13 protein-coding genes and 4 pseudogenes are annotated in these 16527 nt (G+C 69.1%); 7 read left to right on the forward strand and 10 right to left on the reverse strand.

From position 1 onward, the window contains the following. Window positions 1–588: 588 nt before the first annotated feature. Window positions 589–1254: pseudogene (locus tag DTB53_RS21660) on the forward strand (DUF4394 domain-containing protein); the annotation flags it as partial. 506 nt (window positions 1255–1760) lie between these two features. Here the strand turns inward: DTB53_RS21660 and DTB53_RS21670 are convergent. Further along, a pseudogene (locus tag DTB53_RS21670) lies at window positions 1761–1868 on the reverse strand (GMP synthase (glutamine-hydrolyzing)); the annotation flags it as partial. Between DTB53_RS21670 and DTB53_RS38000 the strand changes: the two are divergent. After that, window positions 1857–2137, forward strand: a pseudogene (locus DTB53_RS38000) (ATP-binding protein); the annotation flags it as partial. The pseudogenes DTB53_RS21670 and DTB53_RS38000 sit on opposite strands and share 12 nt — an antisense overlap. A gap of 74 nt (window positions 2138–2211) precedes the next feature. On the opposite strand, the gene DTB53_RS21680 reads toward DTB53_RS38000, so the two are convergent. The 5 genes and pseudogenes from DTB53_RS21680 to DTB53_RS21700 all read right to left on the reverse strand — a co-directional run. Then, window positions 2212–2652, reverse strand: a complete 441-nt coding sequence (locus DTB53_RS21680) for a hypothetical protein (protein WP_012377951.1) — start codon at window positions 2650–2652, stop codon at window positions 2212–2214. Between the two features lie 66 nt (window positions 2653–2718). Then, window positions 2719–3045, reverse strand: coding sequence for a hypothetical protein (locus DTB53_RS21685; protein WP_198409277.1), 327 nt, complete (start codon window positions 3043–3045; stop codon window positions 2719–2721). 195 nt (window positions 3046–3240) lie between these two features. Then, window positions 3241–3831, reverse strand: coding sequence for a VOC family protein (locus DTB53_RS21690; protein ID WP_012377949.1), 591 nt, complete (start codon window positions 3829–3831; stop codon window positions 3241–3243). Between the two features lie 579 nt (window positions 3832–4410). Beyond that, complete coding sequence (locus tag DTB53_RS21695; protein WP_003964533.1) at window positions 4411–4764, reverse strand: PRC-barrel domain-containing protein; 354 nt, start codon at window positions 4762–4764, stop codon at window positions 4411–4413. Between the two features lie 205 nt (window positions 4765–4969). Then, window positions 4970–5119: pseudogene (locus DTB53_RS21700) on the reverse strand (AEC family transporter); the annotation flags it as partial. Between the two features lie 140 nt (window positions 5120–5259). On the opposite strand from DTB53_RS21700, the gene DTB53_RS21705 reads away from it, so the two are divergent. Next, window positions 5260–6636: a S41 family peptidase gene (locus DTB53_RS21705; protein ID WP_042495508.1), complete on the forward strand. Its 1377-nt coding sequence runs from the start codon at window positions 5260–5262 to the stop codon at window positions 6634–6636. Window positions 6637–7186: 550 nt separating this feature from the next. Here the strand turns inward: DTB53_RS21705 and rfbB are convergent. The 4 genes from rfbB to DTB53_RS21725 form a co-directional block, all read right to left on the reverse strand. Next, a complete protein-coding gene (gene rfbB, locus DTB53_RS21710; RefSeq protein ID WP_012377945.1) occupies window positions 7187–8161 on the reverse strand; it encodes a dTDP-glucose 4,6-dehydratase in 975 nt (324 codons plus the stop codon). Between the two features lie 151 nt (window positions 8162–8312). Next, window positions 8313–9182 (reverse strand): glucose-1-phosphate thymidylyltransferase RfbA, encoded by an 870-nt coding sequence (gene rfbA, locus DTB53_RS21715; protein WP_003964529.1) that lies wholly within the window; start codon window positions 9180–9182, stop codon window positions 8313–8315. A gap of 432 nt (window positions 9183–9614) precedes the next feature. Beyond that, a complete protein-coding gene (locus DTB53_RS21720) occupies window positions 9615–10622 on the reverse strand; it encodes an NAD-dependent epimerase/dehydratase (protein WP_012377944.1) in 1008 nt (335 codons plus the stop codon). After that, a complete protein-coding gene (locus DTB53_RS21725) occupies window positions 10619–11593 on the reverse strand; it encodes a putative sugar O-methyltransferase (RefSeq protein WP_012377943.1) in 975 nt (324 codons plus the stop codon). Before DTB53_RS21725 ends, DTB53_RS21720 begins: the two co-directional genes overlap by 4 nt. 337 nt (window positions 11594–11930) lie before the next feature. Here DTB53_RS21725 and DTB53_RS21730 point away from each other — a divergent pair, with 337 nt between their 5' ends. From DTB53_RS21730 to DTB53_RS21745, 4 genes are all read left to right on the forward strand, one after another. Next, window positions 11931–12551 carry a phytanoyl-CoA dioxygenase family protein gene (locus tag DTB53_RS21730; protein WP_241777150.1) on the forward strand — a complete coding sequence of 207 codons (621 nt, stop codon included), beginning with the start codon at window positions 11931–11933 and terminating at the stop codon, window positions 12549–12551. Beyond that, window positions 12541–13905 (forward strand): NDP-hexose 2,3-dehydratase family protein, encoded by a 1365-nt coding sequence (locus tag DTB53_RS21735; RefSeq protein ID WP_202464968.1) that lies wholly within the window; start codon window positions 12541–12543, stop codon window positions 13903–13905. Before DTB53_RS21730 ends, DTB53_RS21735 begins: the two co-directional genes overlap by 11 nt. 176 nt (window positions 13906–14081) lie before the next feature. Then, window positions 14082–15332, forward strand: a complete 1251-nt coding sequence (locus DTB53_RS21740; protein WP_042495502.1) for an acyl-CoA dehydrogenase family protein — start codon at window positions 14082–14084, stop codon at window positions 15330–15332. 19 nt (window positions 15333–15351) lie between these two features. Then, entirely contained in the window at window positions 15352–16473 is a 1122-nt protein-coding gene (locus DTB53_RS21745; protein ID WP_012377940.1) for a DegT/DnrJ/EryC1/StrS family aminotransferase, read from the forward strand. The last annotated feature ends 54 nt before the right edge of the window (window positions 16474–16527 follow it).

Raw genomic sequence — 16527 nt, forward strand, 5'->3', positions numbered from 1 at the left:
TCGTCGAAGATCTGCGCGTGGGAGGGCCGCGCATGGAGGAATGACGCGTCAAAGAGCCGCGCAGCCGTAGACAAGCACGTCGAAAGCACCTCCCGCGCACACTCGGGCCCGATCCGCGGGGCAGCCGAGCGACCCACGGAGGGAGAAAAGGCCGGTGGGACGGGAAATCGGTGCGACGGACATCCCGCGAAAAATTGGGGCGACACAGTCCTGGGCCGCTGGGCCGAAAGGGTTACGACCCCACTATTGCAAGTGATTCGCAAGAGTGGGATCGCGAGAATTCGCTCCGTCGGCGTATCGCGTTCGTCGGATATTCGGAAGCCGAGAGGCGTCCGGTCCGCCGCATGGATGGTCGGAGTGTGCAGCCGCTGCAAGAAGGCGGAGTCCGGAAGGAGCCGCCGTCGGCTTCGCCGGTCTCCGCCCTGCGTTGGTCCCCCCTCCGGCCCGCAAGTGATCGCCGCTCATCCCGGTTCATGACTCCAATGGGGTGACTTTCCGAGCATCTCCCCATCCGCGGATGCCCCGGCTCCGAACCCGTCATGAACCCGCTCACCATTCCGCGGGACGCCACGATTCCCTTGGAGCACCATGCGTACGCGTAGAACCGCCGTAGCCGCCGTCTCGGTCGCCGCAGCCGCCGCCCTGTCCGCTCCGGCCCTGGCATCCGCGGACGGCCGCGACGGACACGACATGAACCACCGAGGGCACAAGGCGCTCACCGCCGTCGGGCTGACCGCGGACCAGCGCCTGGTCGAGTTCACCGTCGACCGGCCCGCCAGGACCACGGACAACGGAAGGGTGTCCGGCCTGCGCGGTGACACCAAGGTCGTCGGCATCGACTTCCGCGTCCAGGACGAGAAGCTCTACGGCGTCGGCGACAGGGGAGGCGTCTACACCCTCAACACGGCCAACGCCAGGGCCACGAAGGTCTCCCAGCTCACGGTCGCCCTCGCAGGCAAGTTCGGCGTCGACTTCAACCCGGCGGCCAACCGGCTCCGCGTGATCAGCAACACGGGGCAGAACCTGCGGCACAACATCGACGACAGCGCCGCCCCTCTGGGCACCACGACCGACGGCACGCTCACCAACCCGATCACGCCGCCCACCACCGCGACAGGCGTCACCGGCGCCGCTTACACCAACAACGACCTCAACGCCGCCACCGCGACGACCCTGTTCGACATCGACACCATGGCCGACCGGGTCTCCCTGCAATCGCCCGCCAACGCCGGCACCCTTGCCCCGACCGGAAACAGACTCACTTCCTGATTCGCCGACGTGCCATCGGACGCACGGATTCGCGTTACGCACCCTCGACAGGCAGTCCCGCAACGAACTCCGAAAGATCGGATCCTTGGGGCGGCGCCTGCCCAGGCAGGAAGCGCTGGTAGTGGTCGGCTACGAGACGATGCAACTCTGCCTCGGCCGAGTGATCACCGCTGAGCTCAAGGGTGACCTGATGCGGCTCACCCGCCATACGCAACGGTCTGGCCAAGGCGTCGAACCCCAAAGCGTACTCGTCGGGCATCTCCCACCATGCCTCTGCGGACGCTCGGTCCGGAAGCACGTACATGTGGTAGTCGTCATCGAAGAGGACCAGGGGGCCTATCGGTGTAGTCACTCGTGGAGTATGTCCCAGCCTCCGCGTCGCAGGCGCGCCGTAACACTCTGAACTCTATGTTCACGCGCCAAGTGAGATGACTTCTCAAGCACTTCCGACATACGCCCTAGACAATGGGGTGTGGTTCGGGTGCGGGGTCTCACTCCCATGCGATGGTGCCCGGGGGCTTGCTCGTCACGTCGAGGACGACGCGGTTGACCTCGGCGACCTCGTTGGTGATGCGGGTGGAGATCTTCGCCAGCGTCTCGCCGTCGCCCTGGCCGTCGCGGCCTGCCGGGCCGGCTACTCGATCTACTTCACCAGCCTCGACGCATGGTCCGCCACCTCAAGGCCGCCGAGGACCAGGGCCGGCTGATGAGCAAGCTCACCAGCTATCTCCGGCTCAGCGTTCTCGTGGTCGACGAGGAGTGCTGCCAGCCCCTGGAACGGACCGAGGCCAACCTCGTCTTCCAGGTGGTCTCCAAGCGCTACGAGAAGGGCTCGATCATCCTGACCTCGAACAAGACCTTCGGCAAAGCGCACATGTTCCGGCGAACGTGTGCTAGGCGGCGTCGAAATTCAACAGGTTCTCTCTCGTTAACGCGTCGGCATCAGCTGTCCTCTGGCCCTTCGCCGAGAGCTGTTGTGAGCTCGGACTGAAGTTCAGGGTTGTCTGTGATTGAGATGAGCCGGTGGGCGACGGGCCAGATGCGCCATCCCGAGTCATGGTCGAATGGGGGACGCATGCCGGCGGCGTTGTGCGCCACCTTGGCAACCAGCTCCGCGAGGGTGAACAGCAGGGCCTGCTCCTCGTTCAGCGGGGCGTTTTGATCCAGGCTCCGTCGCCGCAGTCGGTCGAAGACTTCGCGGGCCTGCGGCCACCGCTCCTCGGTCTCGGCCAGCAGCAGAGCATTGTCGACTTCTGAGAAGTCCCCGAGGTTTCGGTTCGCGGCTCGAAGTACGCTGCCAGCCCAGGCCACGGGGGTGGGTTGCTTTTCGAACCGGGAACGTCCCCATGAATACAGTCGCTGGGTGTTCGTCTGATCAGCCATGATTGCTCGCTTCGTCTGGTGGTGGTGCCGGCCAGGGGCTCCCGGCGGAGGGTAGACGTCCGCCAGCTATCCGGCACCGAATTTTGTGCCAATCGGGAGCCGGCCGGCGTCGACGTGATCGGCGAGGTAGATCATGACGCCTTCGGGATCCATGCCGAGGGCCGCAGCGACGAGCTTGGGATCGAGGGTGTTGACCAGGTCGGCGAGTCGAGTACTCCGCAGGGTCCGCGGTGGGACACCGCAGGGGTCCAGGAGGTGGCTGACATGGGCGGTTGAGGCCGGTGCCCGGCCGGTCCTGGTGATCTTGGTGACGATCACGTGGGGGGTGTCGGTGTGCTGGCCCTGACGGTGGGCCAGGCAGTGTTGGAGTGCCGTCCAGCTGGCCGGATCCATGGGCACCGGGTGCGGGCGTCTGCCCATCCGGAGCTACGCCCCAGAACGTTGACCGAGACGCTGTTGCCCTCGTCATCAGCGAGTGAGATGAGCTCCCTCGGGGGCCTGTCGCCCATAGCTGCCCTTTTGTCGGCGAGTACCGAGCGATCCTCGCCCGACCCGAGGGCATCCCTCATCTCATTTCTTGCCAGGAGTTCATGGGGCCCCGTCGGCCCGGCCTGGTCGGATCAGGGCAGCGCGGATGCTGGTGAGCGCCTCGTCGAGGGTGGCGGCGATGTTCTCGTGGCCGGTGAAGCCGTCGTCCTCGGCGGGGTCGACGGTCCAGCCCCAGCCGCTGGAGTCGTGGCCGTCGATGGTGGCAGCGTGGTTGCCCTTGTTGATGGTGATGGCGAGGTTTCCGGCGGGCAGCGTCTTGATGTCGGTACGGGCGGTGTCGCCGAAGGCGTGGTGAATCGCTGCCCGTGCCTCCTGGGCGGTGGTCATGGGGTGTGTCTGCTGGGTGACAGTGAGGACGACGGTGCGGCCGTCCGGGTCGGAGTGGGTGTGCTGGCCGACGGGGGCCGTGCGGGGGCCGACGGGGATCGTGAGGCCGAGGCGCAGGGACCCGGTCGCCGGGCGGCGCGGGCTGGCCGGGTAGAGCTCGAAGACGGTTCCGTCGAGCTGGGTGGCGTAGTGCTCGGGTCCCGGGCCGTGCTGTTCCGTGACGAAGGTGAGGCCGAGTTCGGTGTAGAAGGCCTGGCAGGCGTTGAGGCGGTTCGTGTAGATCACGATGAGGTCGGGGTGCATCCGGTGTCTCCTGGGGCGGTAGCTCTGACGGAGGGGTGCCCCCCCCGGCTGGGTGCCGAGGCGTGCTGGTGGTCTGTGCGACGGGGCACTGGTAGACCGTCTCGCCGCTCCGCCCGCTGGTAATGATCAGTTCCCCGTCGGATTTTGCGTAGATCCTCGTCGGGCAGGCGCACATGCCCCGGAGGGTCCGGCAGGCCTTCGCCCTCTGGGAACCCGAGCTTGCCGGGACCACGTCGGCAAACGGTCCAGCACCGCCAGCCCGTACCTCGCCCGCCACCGGGCATGCGTCGACACCCTGGCCTCCTTCAGCCGGTCCAACTCGTCCACCACGGTCATCGGAACAGCAACACGAACCGCGCCCGGAAAACCGGCCGGCGAGAAGAAGTCAGTGTGGGCCTCGTGGTCCCGGCGGCCCTTTACCGGCTGCCGGCCCGCCGCGACACCCAGCACATCCTCGAGGAGACGGTCTACGTCCTGGCCCCACCGCACGAGCGGTGAGGGAACAACGGCGGGCACAGCGGGCGGGGCCCGACGCGTGATGCGTCGGGCCCCGCCCGCTGTGCCTACGGCGCGAGAGATTCAGACGCGACGGTGACGGCCGTAGTACTCACCCGTCGTACGGTGGAAGTCCGCGTCGCCGACGTGCTTGTCCTTGTCGAACTCCGGGGAGTCCTTGATCTGCTCCTTGGTGAGGTCGACGTAGATCTTCTTGTCGCCGTTGTCGACGCGGCTCACCGTGCCCGCCGGAAGCAGGACGTGCTTGCCGAAGATCCATACGCCGGTGTCGACGACCAGGTACGAGGACGTGACGTCGTCGGAGTGCTTGTCGACCTTGCCGATGCTGCCGTCCGTGGCCTCGACCTTGTAGCCGATCAGGTCGGTACCGACGGTGTGACCGGCGGTCGGCTGGTATCCCCACAGGTTCTCGGACATAGGAAACTCCTTCGTTCGCATGGAAATGCAAGAGGTATTCAAAGCGGTAGGCGGACGGTTGCCGGCGCCGGTCGGTCGTTGTCCGGGCGGGCTTTCCCTTTCCTCATCAACCGCTGACAGCCTCGTGCCCCTCCCTTTCCGCTCCATGTCCCCGAAATGGGTAGTTTTTCCATGGGTTCCGGGGGAACTCGGCGGGCTCGTGCTTTCAGCCCAGCAGCGCCGCGACGGCGATGAGCGCCGGGACCGAGAGCAGGGTGGACAGCAGGATCGAATCCCTGGCGAACCGCTCGGCGACCCCGTAGTGCGAGGTGTGCGTGAAGAGGTTCTGGGCGGCCGGGAGAGCCGCGATCACGACGTTGCGATCGCCCCAGGGCTCTGCCGGCAGCGGGGGCTGGCCCCACCCCCGATCAACCGGACAGCCGGATGGCCAGGAGAACGCCATGTCGGCGACCGTGGGGCTGTCCCGAGCAAGTCGCCCACAGAGAAGGCAGGATCGTGCGTATCGTCACGGCCACCGCCGTCGCCCTGGCCCTCGCCGGCCAAGCCGCCCCGGCCGCCACCGCCCACCAGCCGACCACCGACGGAATCTGGCGCATGGACGGCTACGGCACAGTCCTCTCCATCCGGAACGGAACCTTCCAGGAGTACCAGACCACCGCCGTCAGCTGTCTCCAGGGAGATTCCGCGCAGCGGACCGGCCCCAGCACCTACACCATGGCCGACGGCACTGTCCTCACCGTGCGCACCCAAGGAGGCCGCGACCGCGCGTCCCTGCGGGCGGACGGCTCCGTCGGCGACCGGAACCTGCGCCGGATCCCGGAGTTGCCCGACGCCTGCACGAGTCCGGCCCCCAAGGGGCCGCTCGCTGCCTTTGACGTCTTCTGGCAGTCGTTCGAGGAGAACTACCCTTTCTTTTCTGCCAAGGGCATCGACTGGCACGCCGTACGCGACCAATACCGCCCCCTGGTACAGGCTGGGACGACGAGGGACGAGCTCTACGCCGTCTTCAGCGAGATGGTCAAGCCGCTCCACGATGCCCACGTTGCCGTCCAGGACGGCGATCGCGTCTTCGCGCAGGTTCGCCCCGGCACCGTCCTGCCCACCGGGGAGTTGGACACCAAGGTCAAGAAGTTCATAGTGGCGCGCGACCTCAAGAACGCCCGGAACCTCCAGGACTTCGCCCATGGGCGGATCACCTACGCCGACCTCCCCGGCGGGCAGGGCTATGTGCGGATCTCCGGCTTCGGCGGATACGTGGGCGATGGTGCCCCCTACGCCGCCCAGCTGGCCGAGCTCGACAGGGCGCTGGACACGGTCCTCAGCCAGGAGCGCACTCAGCGCCTGAAGGGTCTGATCATCGACCTGCGGATCAACGGCGGCGGCTCCGACGCCCTGGGAATCCACCTCGCCGAGCGCCTCACCGACACCTCCTACCTCGCCTACTCCAAGCGGGCCCGCAACGACCCCGCCGACCCCACCCGGCACACCCGCCCCCAACCCGCGTATGTCACGCCCGCCCAAGGGCCCCGATACACCGGGCCGGTCGCCGTGCTGACCGGCGGCTCGACCGTCAGCGCGGGGGAGACCTTCACCCAGGCCCTCATGGACCGGCCTGGCAAGACGGTCCGGATCGGGCAGCCCACACAAGGGGTCTTCTCGGACGTCATGTCGCGCAAGTTCCCCAACGGCATGTCGGCCTGGCTTCCGAACGAGGAGTTCCTGACCCGGTCGGGCAGGACCTTCGACGGCACAGGCATTCCGCCGCACCTCAAAGAGCCGGTCTTCACGAAGGAGGAGTTCGACAACGAGAGGGACTCGGCCTTCGACAGAGCTCTGAACGTCCTGCGGACCTACGGCGGTGCCGCGGGCTGACGCAGGACTAGCGGGCCTGGGGACAACCCGCTGGAGATCACGGAAAGTCACCACCACGCTCAGCAGCACCGACCTCTCGCGACAGCTGAATACGAGAGCCCACCAGTACCGAGGCCGGAACAGCCGGGCAGGACTCGGATCGGCGGTAGCCGGTGTCGAAGCGGCCCCGGCGCTCACGCGGGCTGCCGGGCCGTTCGAGGACCGGTCGTACTCCACCCAGGACCAAGCCCGTGGGGCACCGGGCCTGCTCCGCGAACCGCATGACGGTGCGGTCCGCGGAGCAGGCCCGGTGCCCGCAAGCGGACGCCGAGCCGCGCGGCGTCTGCGACGTGATCGACCGTCACAGCACCCTGTCCGTGGACGTCGGCCGGACCGGGAGGATTCGCCGCGAACGACCCGGACGCCCGAGCCCTGGGCGAGGTCTTCGACGGCGAACAGCACAGGCTCGTCGTCCGCCCCGTCTGAGCGGCCGCTCGACCTGCGCCGAACGGCGTGGACCGATTCGGCGGCACACGACGCCGACCGGCCCGTTGCCCGGGGCGGTCGCCCGTCATTCCTCTCGCCGCCCGGCGGCCTGCCACCACCTCGGATTGGCCTCGTACCAGGCCACCGTCTCGGCGATCCCGCGGTCGAGGGGCACCTGCGGCTCGTAGCCGAGCTGCTCGCGGATCTTGGTGTCGTCCAGCGCGTAGCGGAGGTCGTGGCCCTTGCGGTCCTCGACGTACTCGATCATCGAGGCGTCGGCGCCGCACAGCGCCAGAAGGTGCTCGGCCAGCCGCAGGTTCTCCAGCTCGTCGCCGCTGCCGACGTTGTAGATCTCGCCGGCGCCGCCCTTGGCGAGGACCAGGTGGATGGCGCGGCAGTGGTCGTCGACGTGAATCCACTCACGGCGGTTGCGCCCGTCGCCGTAGACGGGGACCTTGCGGCCCCGCAGCAGATTCGTCACGAACCGCGGGACGAGCTTCTCGGGGTGCTGGTAGGGCCCGTAGTTGTTCGAGCAGCGAGTGATGGACACGTCCAGACCGTGGGTGCGCCAGTAGCTGCGGGCGATCAGGTCGGCGCTGGCCTTCGACGCGGCGTACGGGGAGTTCGGCAGGAGAGGCCGCTCCTCGGTCCAGGAGCCCTGCTCGATCGAACCGTAGACCTCGTCGGTGGAGATGTGCAGGACCCGCTCGACCCGGCTCAGGGAGGCGGCCTCCAGCAGCACCTGGGTGCCCAGCGCGTTGGTACGGACGAACTCCCGGCCGCCGGCGACGGAGCGGTCCACGTGGGACTCGGCGGCGAAGTGGACGATCGCGTCGTGGCCCGGCAGCAGTTCGCGCAGCAGAGCCCCGTCGCAGACGTCTCCCCGGACGAACTCCAGCCGGTCGTGGTGTGCCGGCAGGTTCCCCCGGTCGCCCGCGTAGGTCAGTTTGTCGAGCACGGTGATCCGGGTGTCCGGGGCCGCGCCGTAACGGCCCGCCAGAAGTGACCGCGCATAGTGGGAACCGATGAACCCGGCCCCGCCGGTGACCAGGATTCTCACGGTGTGGCCCCCCGCAGCACGCTCGGGCGGGGAGTGCGCTCCGGGTCGACCGTACCGCCGGCCCGGCCGTGTGGGGTGTGGGGCAACATGATGGTCGTCCTCCAGAAGGAGTGTCCGGTTCGTGCGTCGCGCGGGAATCCGCCGCGGCCGCTCAGCCAGCCGCGGCGATGTCCATCACGTACTGGCCGTACGGAGAGCGGGCGAGCTGGGCCCCCAGCCGGTGGCATGCCTCCCGGTCGATGTAGCCCATGCGCCAGGCGATCTCCTCGACGCAGGCGATGCGGACACCCTGACGGTGTTCCAGCAGTTGCACGTACTGGCCCGCGTCGATGAGCGCGTCGTGGGTTCCGGTGTCCAGCCAGACGAAGCCGCGGCCCAGTTGCACGAGTGCGGCCTTGCCCCGCTCCAGGTATCGCCGGTTCACGTCGGTGATCTCCAGTTCGCCGCGCTCCGACGGCCGGAGCGACCTGGCGATCTCCACGACGTCGTTGTCGTAGAAGTACAGCCCGGTGATGGCCAGGTTGGACCGCGGCCGCGCCGGTTTCTCCTCCAGGGCGGTGAGGTTGCCGGCGCCGTCGACCTCACCGACCCCGTAGCGCTCCGGATCGCGGACCGGATAGCCGAAGAGCACCGCGCCGTCGAGGTCCAGGGCGACCCTGCGCAGGATGTCGGAGAAGCCGGGACCATGGAAGAGGTTGTCACCGAGGACCAGGGCCACCGCGTCGTCGCCGATGTGGTCCTCGGACACCAGGAAGGCGTCCGCCAGTCCGCGCGGCTTGTCCTGTTCCGCGTAGCTGAGGTCGAGCCCGAGGTCCGATCCGTCGCCGAGCAGTCGCCGGAACCCCTGCAGACCGTCGGGCGCGGCGACGATCTGGATATCGGTGATCCCCGCGAGCATCAGCACCGACAGCGGATAGTAGATCATCGGTTTGTCGTAGACCGGCAGAAGCTGTTTGGACACTCCGAAAGTGATCGGCTGCAGCCTCGTACCGTGACCCCCGGCCAGGATGATTCCCTTCACGTCAGCGCCTCCGTGCGTGAGAGTGCGATTCCGGGGCGAACGGAATCGAAGGGGAAGACAGAATTCCGCCGGGTCGGACCTATGTCATCGAGGTTCCCCCGGGACGGGAGGAAAGCAGTCGTGGGTTGTCCGACGGAAAGTTGACTGTGTCGATGGTCCATGACGCCGGGCGCCGCGACATCTCCGGTATTGCTGTGCAGGGCACTCCGCCGGTCATGCGTGGGAACGTCGAATGTTCGACCGGCCCGATATTCGCCTGAGCGAGGAACATGGATATCAGGAACCTCGTGGAGCCACCGAGCACCGACGGACTTGCCTGGTCCGCGATGTGCAGTACGCCTTCCTTGTCCGGCGAGTTCCGGCGGGTGCCGGGCGCTCTGGCGGGGCAAGCCCTCTCGGCGCCCTGTAGCGCCCACGGACCACGGGGTCCCGTCAGTCGGGGGGCGCGTCCGCGAGGTCGGCGATCAGGTCGGCGAGCCCGGCGTCCAGCGGGGTCAGCGGGCGCCAGCCCGTCGCGGTGCGAAACCGCGTGGAGTTCGCCACGGTGCTCCTGAGGTCCGTCGGAAGCGCGTGTGCCGGTGGCGGGACGGCGGTCACGGGCACCGGAGGGCGTCCGGTCCGGGCCGCGACACCGTCGGCGATCGACCGGAAGACCCGGCCCAGCGGCTCGCCCTGCCCGGTTCCGAGGACCCAGTGCCGGCCGGTGACCGCCTCGGGGTGGTCCAGGGCGGCAAGGAACGCCCGTGCGGTGTCGTCGACATGGAGCAGATCGCGCAGCACCGAGCCGTCGTGCCACATGGTCAGCGGCTCCCCGGCCAGTGCCCGCCGTACCATCGCCGCCAGCACCCCCCGGTCCTTCCGCCCGGCGGGTGCGCCGCGCCCGTAGACCGTAGGCAGCCGGAGGGACGCGCCGCGTACCGTGCCCTGCGCGGCGGCGGCCAGCAGTTCGCGCTCCGCCGCCTGCTTCTGACGGTCGTACGGGCTGGTCGGGGCGTCCGGCGCGGATTCGTCGACCGGGATCGGGGCGCCGGGACCGGCCTGCGACGTCGAGCCGGCGAACAGGACGAGCGCGGCGGCACCGCGCGCGTGCCCGCGCTCCAGCAACGCTTCGAGCAGCGCGCTCATCACCCCCGCGTTGGCCCGGCCCAGCGCCTCGTCCGACGCGCCCTCGCCGCGCCACCCCGCACCATGACTGACGAGGTGGACGATCGCGTCTGATCCGGCGACGGCGGCCCGGAGAACGTCCCGGTCCGTCAGGTCACCCGTGCACCGCTCGACGTCGGCACGCGCGCCCCGCGGTACCGCGACCGGTCCCCGGGCCACCGTGCGCAGCCGGACGGGGCGCCGCGACAGCGCCGCCACGACCACGGACCCGACGAAGCCCGACGCCCCGAGCACGGTGACGAGCGGGGGGCGGCCCGGCACATCGGCGCCGGTCACGCCGCGTCGCCCCGCTGACCGGTTCGGCGCCCCGTCGTGCGGCCGGCCGTCGGGGGTTCGTCCGGTCGCCGGTAGACGGCCTGCCAGTAGTAACTCCACGGGACGGCCCTGCCGTCGCCGACGGTCTCCCAGCGTGGGCCCGGCCGGTAGGACGAGAGGAACTTGGGTGCCAGAGCCGCGACCGCACGGCTGTCGTGGATGTCGAGGAGGTCCCGCAGCAGCCCGGTCGCCAGGGCCATCCGCACGACCTCGTCGCCCTGCGCGTGGTTGTCCAGTTCCTTCTCCAGGTATTTGCCGACCGGGTTGTTCACGTAGAGCGCGGAGCACCGCCGGTCGATCAGAGCGAGGTAGTTGCGCACCGTCTCCGGTGGCATCTCGGCGAACGAGTCGACGTTCAGGCACAGGTCGAAGCGGGCGGTTCCGAGCGCCCGGTCCAGGTCGTCCGTGGTGTCGACCGACACGAACCTCACGCGGGAGAAGGCCTCGGTGTCCAGGACGGTGCGCAGGTACTCCCTCGACAGCGCGAGGGCACGTCCCAGATCGATGATCCAGTATTCCTCGACCCGGTGGTTGGAGAGGATCGCGTGGCAGGTCCGCCCGTAGCCGGCGCCGATCTCCAGGACGCGCGCGCCGTCGGGTTCGACGTACCGGCTGATGAACTCCAACTCGTGGACCGCGAGCAGGTAGTCCATGCAGACGCTGTCACCGTCGTGGGTCACGGAGATGGGTGACCCGGTCTCGCGATGACGGATCCTGCGCAGACGCCCGCGGTTCTCCGGGGTGAGACGCGAGGCGAGTTCGAAGATCAGCGCCTTGAGATAGCGGACCCCGTTGACCTGCGGATCCCACAGTGCGAGCTTGAAGTTCACCGGATCCGATTTGAACGAGGCCAGCTTGGCCACGCCCTCCTCGGTGACCTTGACGGAGTTGTTGTAATTCCACAGCGGGCTCGGGCTGTATCGGTCATCCATGGGCTGCGACGTTAGGCGGCCCCGCCGACCGGCGGCTTCCTCGAAAATGCGGTGTCCGATCCGATCTCCACGCCGGGTCGAGGCCGTTGCGAGAGATGACCGGGACCGTGACTCCGGTCTTCCGGCACGTCCGTGCGGCGCGCCGCGGGGGCCCTGCCGAGCCGCCCGGGACACGACCGCGCCCGCCGGGAGTCCTTGACGATGCCTCGGATTTCTCGCAGCGTGCGCTTTCCGGCCGGAGTATGGGAACGAGAGATTCCCCATGCTAGCTTCGGGAGTTATGGCAGTGAAATCGAAGACAGGAGACCGGGGAATGTGGAGGAGCGGGCGCCCGGAAGTGTACACGTACGATTCGGCCGCATTTGATTTCGGTGCGGCGGTCGAGTCGATTTACAAGTCCGATGCGCTGGACGGACTGCGACCGTACCGGCCCATGGAACGGCTCACCTGGAAGACCGACCAGTCCACCGACTTCCACGCCGCCTTCTACCAGCAGTTCGACACGAAGATACGGTCGCTGTACCGCTCCTTCGTGAAGACGCTCGCACCGGAAGTGCTCGGTACGGATGAATACTGCTTCCAGCGCGTTCCGACTTTCCGGATTCATTTCCCGGGGAACGTCGCCGTAGGAGAGTTCCACACGGACGGTGACTACAACCACCGTGACGGCGAGGTCAACTTCTGGCTACCGCTCACGCGCGCCTGGGGAACCAACTCCGTCTGGGTGGAGCAGGAGAAGGGGGCGAACGACTACGCCCCGGCCGAGCTCGACGTGGGCCAGGTGCTGGTCTTCGACGCGGTGAACTGGCACCACGGGAACAAGGTCAACGAGACGGGTTCGACTCGGGTCAGCTTCGACTTCCGGTGCATCCGGCTCTCCGACTACAGCGCTTCGGGGCTGCGCACGGTGGACGCCGGAAGGGGCCTGTGGATCGGGGAGTACTTCGATGTCTTCTGACCGCGCCGACGCCGCCCCCACCAGGAGAACCGGGGTGGCACCGGGCCGCGGAGACCCGGGCGCCCGGCCCGAGGAGGTCGTGGACTGGCTCGCCTCCCGTGCGCGGGCCAACCGCTTCCGGGTCGAGCGCATCGCCTTCGACCGTCTCCGCGGGTGGTCGTTCGCCCCGGACACCGGCGATCTGGTGCACGACAGCGGTCGGTTCTTCTCCATCGGGGGCATCGAGGCCGAGACGGCCGACGGTGCGCACCCGGTCTGGCGCCAGCCCATCATCGACCAGCCCGAGGTGGGCATCCTGGGGATCCTCGCCAAGGACTTCGGGGGCGTACGCCACTATCTGATGCAGGCGAAGATGGAGCCGGGCAACCCCCGCGCCGTCCAGCTCTCCCCGACCGTGCAGGCGACGCACAGCAACTACACGGGTGTCCACAAAGGGGCCCCCGTCGCCTATCTCGACTACTTCACCGATCCGTCCCGGGCGCACCCGGTCGCCGACGTCCTCCAGTCGGAGCACGGCGAGTGGTTCCACCGGAAATTCAACCGGAACGTGATCGTCCTGGTCGACGAGGAGGTGCCGGCCGGCGAGAACTTCCGCTGGCTGACCCTCGACACCATCGCCGCCCTGCTGCACCACGACAACCTCGTCAACATGGACAGCCGCACGGTGCTCTCCTGCCTCCCCCCGGCGCCCGAAGGATCCGGCGACCCGGCTCCTGTGCGCAGCGTCGAGGACTGGCTGGCCGCCGAGCGGGCCCGCCTTCAGCGGCGGGTGCGGCGCATCGCTCTGCGCGACACCGAGGGATGGGTGCGCACGGCGGATTCGATCCGCCGGGTGCCGGACCGCGGCTTCCGTGTCGTCGCGGTCGCCGTCGAGGCGGGCAACCGCGAAGTGCCCCAGTGGACGCAGCCGCTGTTCGAACCCCTGTTGCCGGGCCTGCACGCCTTCGTGACCCGGCGGTTCTCCGGAGTGCCGCATCTGCTGGTCAGGATCGGCGCCGAGATCGGTCTCGCACAGGGCGCGGAACTGGCTCCGACGGTGAGTTGCGTCCCGGAGTACCACCGAGACCGGCCCCCGGGCCGGCGTCCCCCGTTCCTCACCACCGTCGAGACCGCCCCGCCGGGCCGCATCCGCTATACGGCGGTCCATTCGGAGGAGGGCGGCCGGTTCCTGAACGCCGTGAGCCGCTACGCCATCGTGGAGGCCGACGAGACGCCGGCACCGCCCAGGCCGCCGTCCGGTTACCGCTGGGTGACACCCGGGCAGCTCTCGGCGGTCGCACGCCGGGGCGGCCGGGTGAACGTGCAAGCCCGCACCCTGCTGTCGGTGTTGAGCACCGGAGCTGTCCGGCTCTGAGTTCTCCGCGGGGCGCATTCTGCGAGAAGTCCGCGAGCACGGTGGGGTGTCACCGTGGTCCCATGCGCGAACGGTCCGGGAATCCGGCACCGCCCCCTTCCGCCACGGAGAGGGAGCGGCCTTCGGGAGCCCTGCGCCCGGACCGGCCGGAACGACGATGGAGGAGAGCTGTGCCGATGGGGGCTCTGAACGTCACCGCGCGACCCGACCTGGCCGCCCCGGTCACCGAGGCGGGAAGCACACTGCTCGCCCTGGTCGGCGAGCAGACACCGGCGCTCCGCGCCGACGCCGACGAGCGGGACCGCACCGGGACGTTCCCGGACAAGGTCTTCGAGCACTTCGGAACCAGCGGGGTGCTCGGCGGCACGGTCCCCGCGGAGCTCGGCGGGCTCGGTGTCGGCTCCCTCCACGACATCGCCCTGGTCCTGGAGGAGGTGGCACGGGCCGACGCGTCCGCCGCGCTCGCCCTGCACGTCCAGTTCAGCCGGGGCCTGACCCTGACGTACGAGTGGAGACACGGCAAACCCGAGGCGGCGGCGCTCGCGGAGAGGATGCTGCGGGCCATGGCGACCGGCACCGCGCGGGTCTGCGGCGCGGTCAAGGACCATCCGAGCGCGGTGACACGGCTGGAGCCGGACGGCACGGGGGGCTGGCTGCTGACCGGGCAGAAGACCCTGGTGAGCATGGCACCGGTGGCCACCCACTTCTTCGCCTACGCCCTGGTCGAGTCGGAGGGCCGTACCTGCCTCGCGGCTCCGCTGATCGCCCGCGGCACCCCCGGTCTGACCGTCCTCGACACCTGGGACGGCCTCGGGATGCGCTCCTCGGGAACGTGGGACATCCGCTTCGACCGGTGCCGCGTGCCGGATGCCGACGTACTGGTGCGGGGCCCGGTCGGGGAGCGCGGCGACGCGGCGCTCGCGGGACAGACCGTCAGCTCGATCACCATGCTCGGCATCTATCTCGGTATCGCCCGCGCGGCCCGCGACGCCGCCGTGGAGTGGCAGCGGGGACGCTCCGGCGCGCCCGCCGCGGTCCGCGTGCTCGTCGCCGATGTCGAGGCACGCCTGTACGCGGCGCGTGCGACCACCGCCGCGGCGCTGGCCGAGGCCGACGCGCTGACCGCGGAAGCACCCGATCCGGCCGTGCGCGGTCCGCGGATGATGACCCCGTTCCAGTGCGCGAAGCTGACGCTCAACCGGCTCGCGCTCGACATCGTCAACGACTGCCTCACGATCGTCGGTGGAGCGTCCTACGCCGGGGCGTCGAGCCTGTCCCGGCTCTACCGGGACGTCCGGGCCGGGTGGTTCATGCAGCCCTATACCTACCCCGACGCCGTCGACTACCTCAGCGCGCGGGCCCTGCGCATCGACCATGACGACGACTACATGAGCACCCGAGCCGCCCGCTTCGCCGGGCGCGGTTGACTCACGGAGGAGCACGCGGATGACAACGAGGGTGTGGGACTACCTTTCCGAATACGAGAACGAGCGCGACGATCTGCTCGACGCGGTGGAGACCGTGTTCGGCTCCGGGCAACTCGTGCTGGGCGCGAGCGTCGCCGGGTTCGAGGCGGAGTTCGCCGGCCGGCACGGACTGGACCACTGCGTCGGGGTCGACAACGGCACGAACGCCGTCGCGCTCGGGCTCGAGGCGCTCGGAGTCGGACCGGGCGACGAGGTCATCACGGTCTCCAACACGGCTGCCCCGACCGTGGTCGCGATCGACGCGGTCGGGGCGACCCCCGTCTTCGTCGACGTGCGCGAGGACGACTTCCTGATGGACACCGACCGGCTCGCGGCGGCCGTCACCGACCGCACCAGGGCGATCGTTCCCGTCCACCTCTACGGCCAGTGCGTCGACATGGACCCGGTGCTGCGCGTCGCCCGCGCCCACGACCTGACCGTACTGGAGGACTGCGCGCAGGCGCACGGGGCCCGCTACCACGGGCGGACGGCCGGGACCATGGGCGCCGCCGCCGCCTTCTCCTTCTACCCGACCAAGGTGCTGGGGGCCTACGGCGACGGCGGTGCGGTGATCACCGACTCCGCGGAGACCGACCGGGCACTGCGGCGCCTGCGCTACTACGGCATGGAGGACGCGTACTACGTGGTGAGTACCCCGGGCCACAACAGCCGCCTCGACGAGGTCCAGGCGGAGATCCTGCGCCGCAAACTGACCCGCCTGGACGCGTACATCGAGGGCCGTCGGCGCGTGGCCCGCCGCTACGAGGAGGCGCTCCGCGACATCGCCGTGGACGGTGGCCTGATGCTGCCCCGGACCCGGCCGGGCAACGAGCACGTGTACTACCTCTACGTGGTGCGCCATCCGCGGCGTGACCTCGTCCTCGAAGAGCTGCGCAGGCGCGACATCTCCCTGAACGTCAGCTACCCGTGGCCCGTCCACACCATGGAAGGGTTCCGCCACCTGGGACAGAGCGAGGGCTCCCTGGCCGTCACCGAGCGGCTCGCGGCCGAGATCTTCTCGCTCCCGATGTACCCCTCCCTGCCCGAGGACCGCCAGGACCACGTGATCGAGTCCCTGCGCGAGGTACTGGCGAAGCTCTGACGACCGGTCGACACCCGCGTTCTCCCTTTTCCCCGCCCACGATGATGGTGGAGG

The organism is Streptomyces griseus, assembly GCF_900460065.1.
Lineage (GTDB): Bacteria > Actinomycetota > Actinomycetes > Streptomycetales > Streptomycetaceae > Streptomyces > Streptomyces griseus.

What these genes read in the sequence shown, in the direction of transcription:
- DTB53_RS21735 (WP_202464968.1), top strand. Translation starts at nt 12,541, where the DNA reads ATGTCTTCTGACCGCGCCGACGCCGCCCCCACCAGGAGAACCGGGGTG.
- DTB53_RS21690 (WP_012377949.1), bottom strand. Translation starts at nt 3,831, where the DNA reads ATGCACCCCGACCTCATCGTGATCTACACGAACCGCCTCAACGCCTGC.
- DTB53_RS21740 (WP_042495502.1), top strand. Translation starts at nt 14,082, where the DNA reads ATGGGGGCTCTGAACGTCACCGCGCGACCCGACCTGGCCGCCCCGGTC.
- DTB53_RS21695 (WP_003964533.1), bottom strand. Translation starts at nt 4,764, where the DNA reads ATGTCCGAGAACCTGTGGGGATACCAGCCGACCGCCGGTCACACCGTC.
- DTB53_RS21725 (WP_012377943.1), bottom strand. Translation starts at nt 11,593, where the DNA reads ATGGATGACCGATACAGCCCGAGCCCGCTGTGGAATTACAACAACTCC.
- DTB53_RS21745 (WP_012377940.1), top strand. Translation starts at nt 15,352, where the DNA reads ATGACAACGAGGGTGTGGGACTACCTTTCCGAATACGAGAACGAGCGC.
- DTB53_RS21685 (WP_198409277.1), bottom strand. Translation starts at nt 3,045, where the DNA reads ATGGATCCGGCCAGCTGGACGGCACTCCAACACTGCCTGGCCCACCGT.
- DTB53_RS21680 (WP_012377951.1), bottom strand. Translation starts at nt 2,652, where the DNA reads ATGGCTGATCAGACGAACACCCAGCGACTGTATTCATGGGGACGTTCC.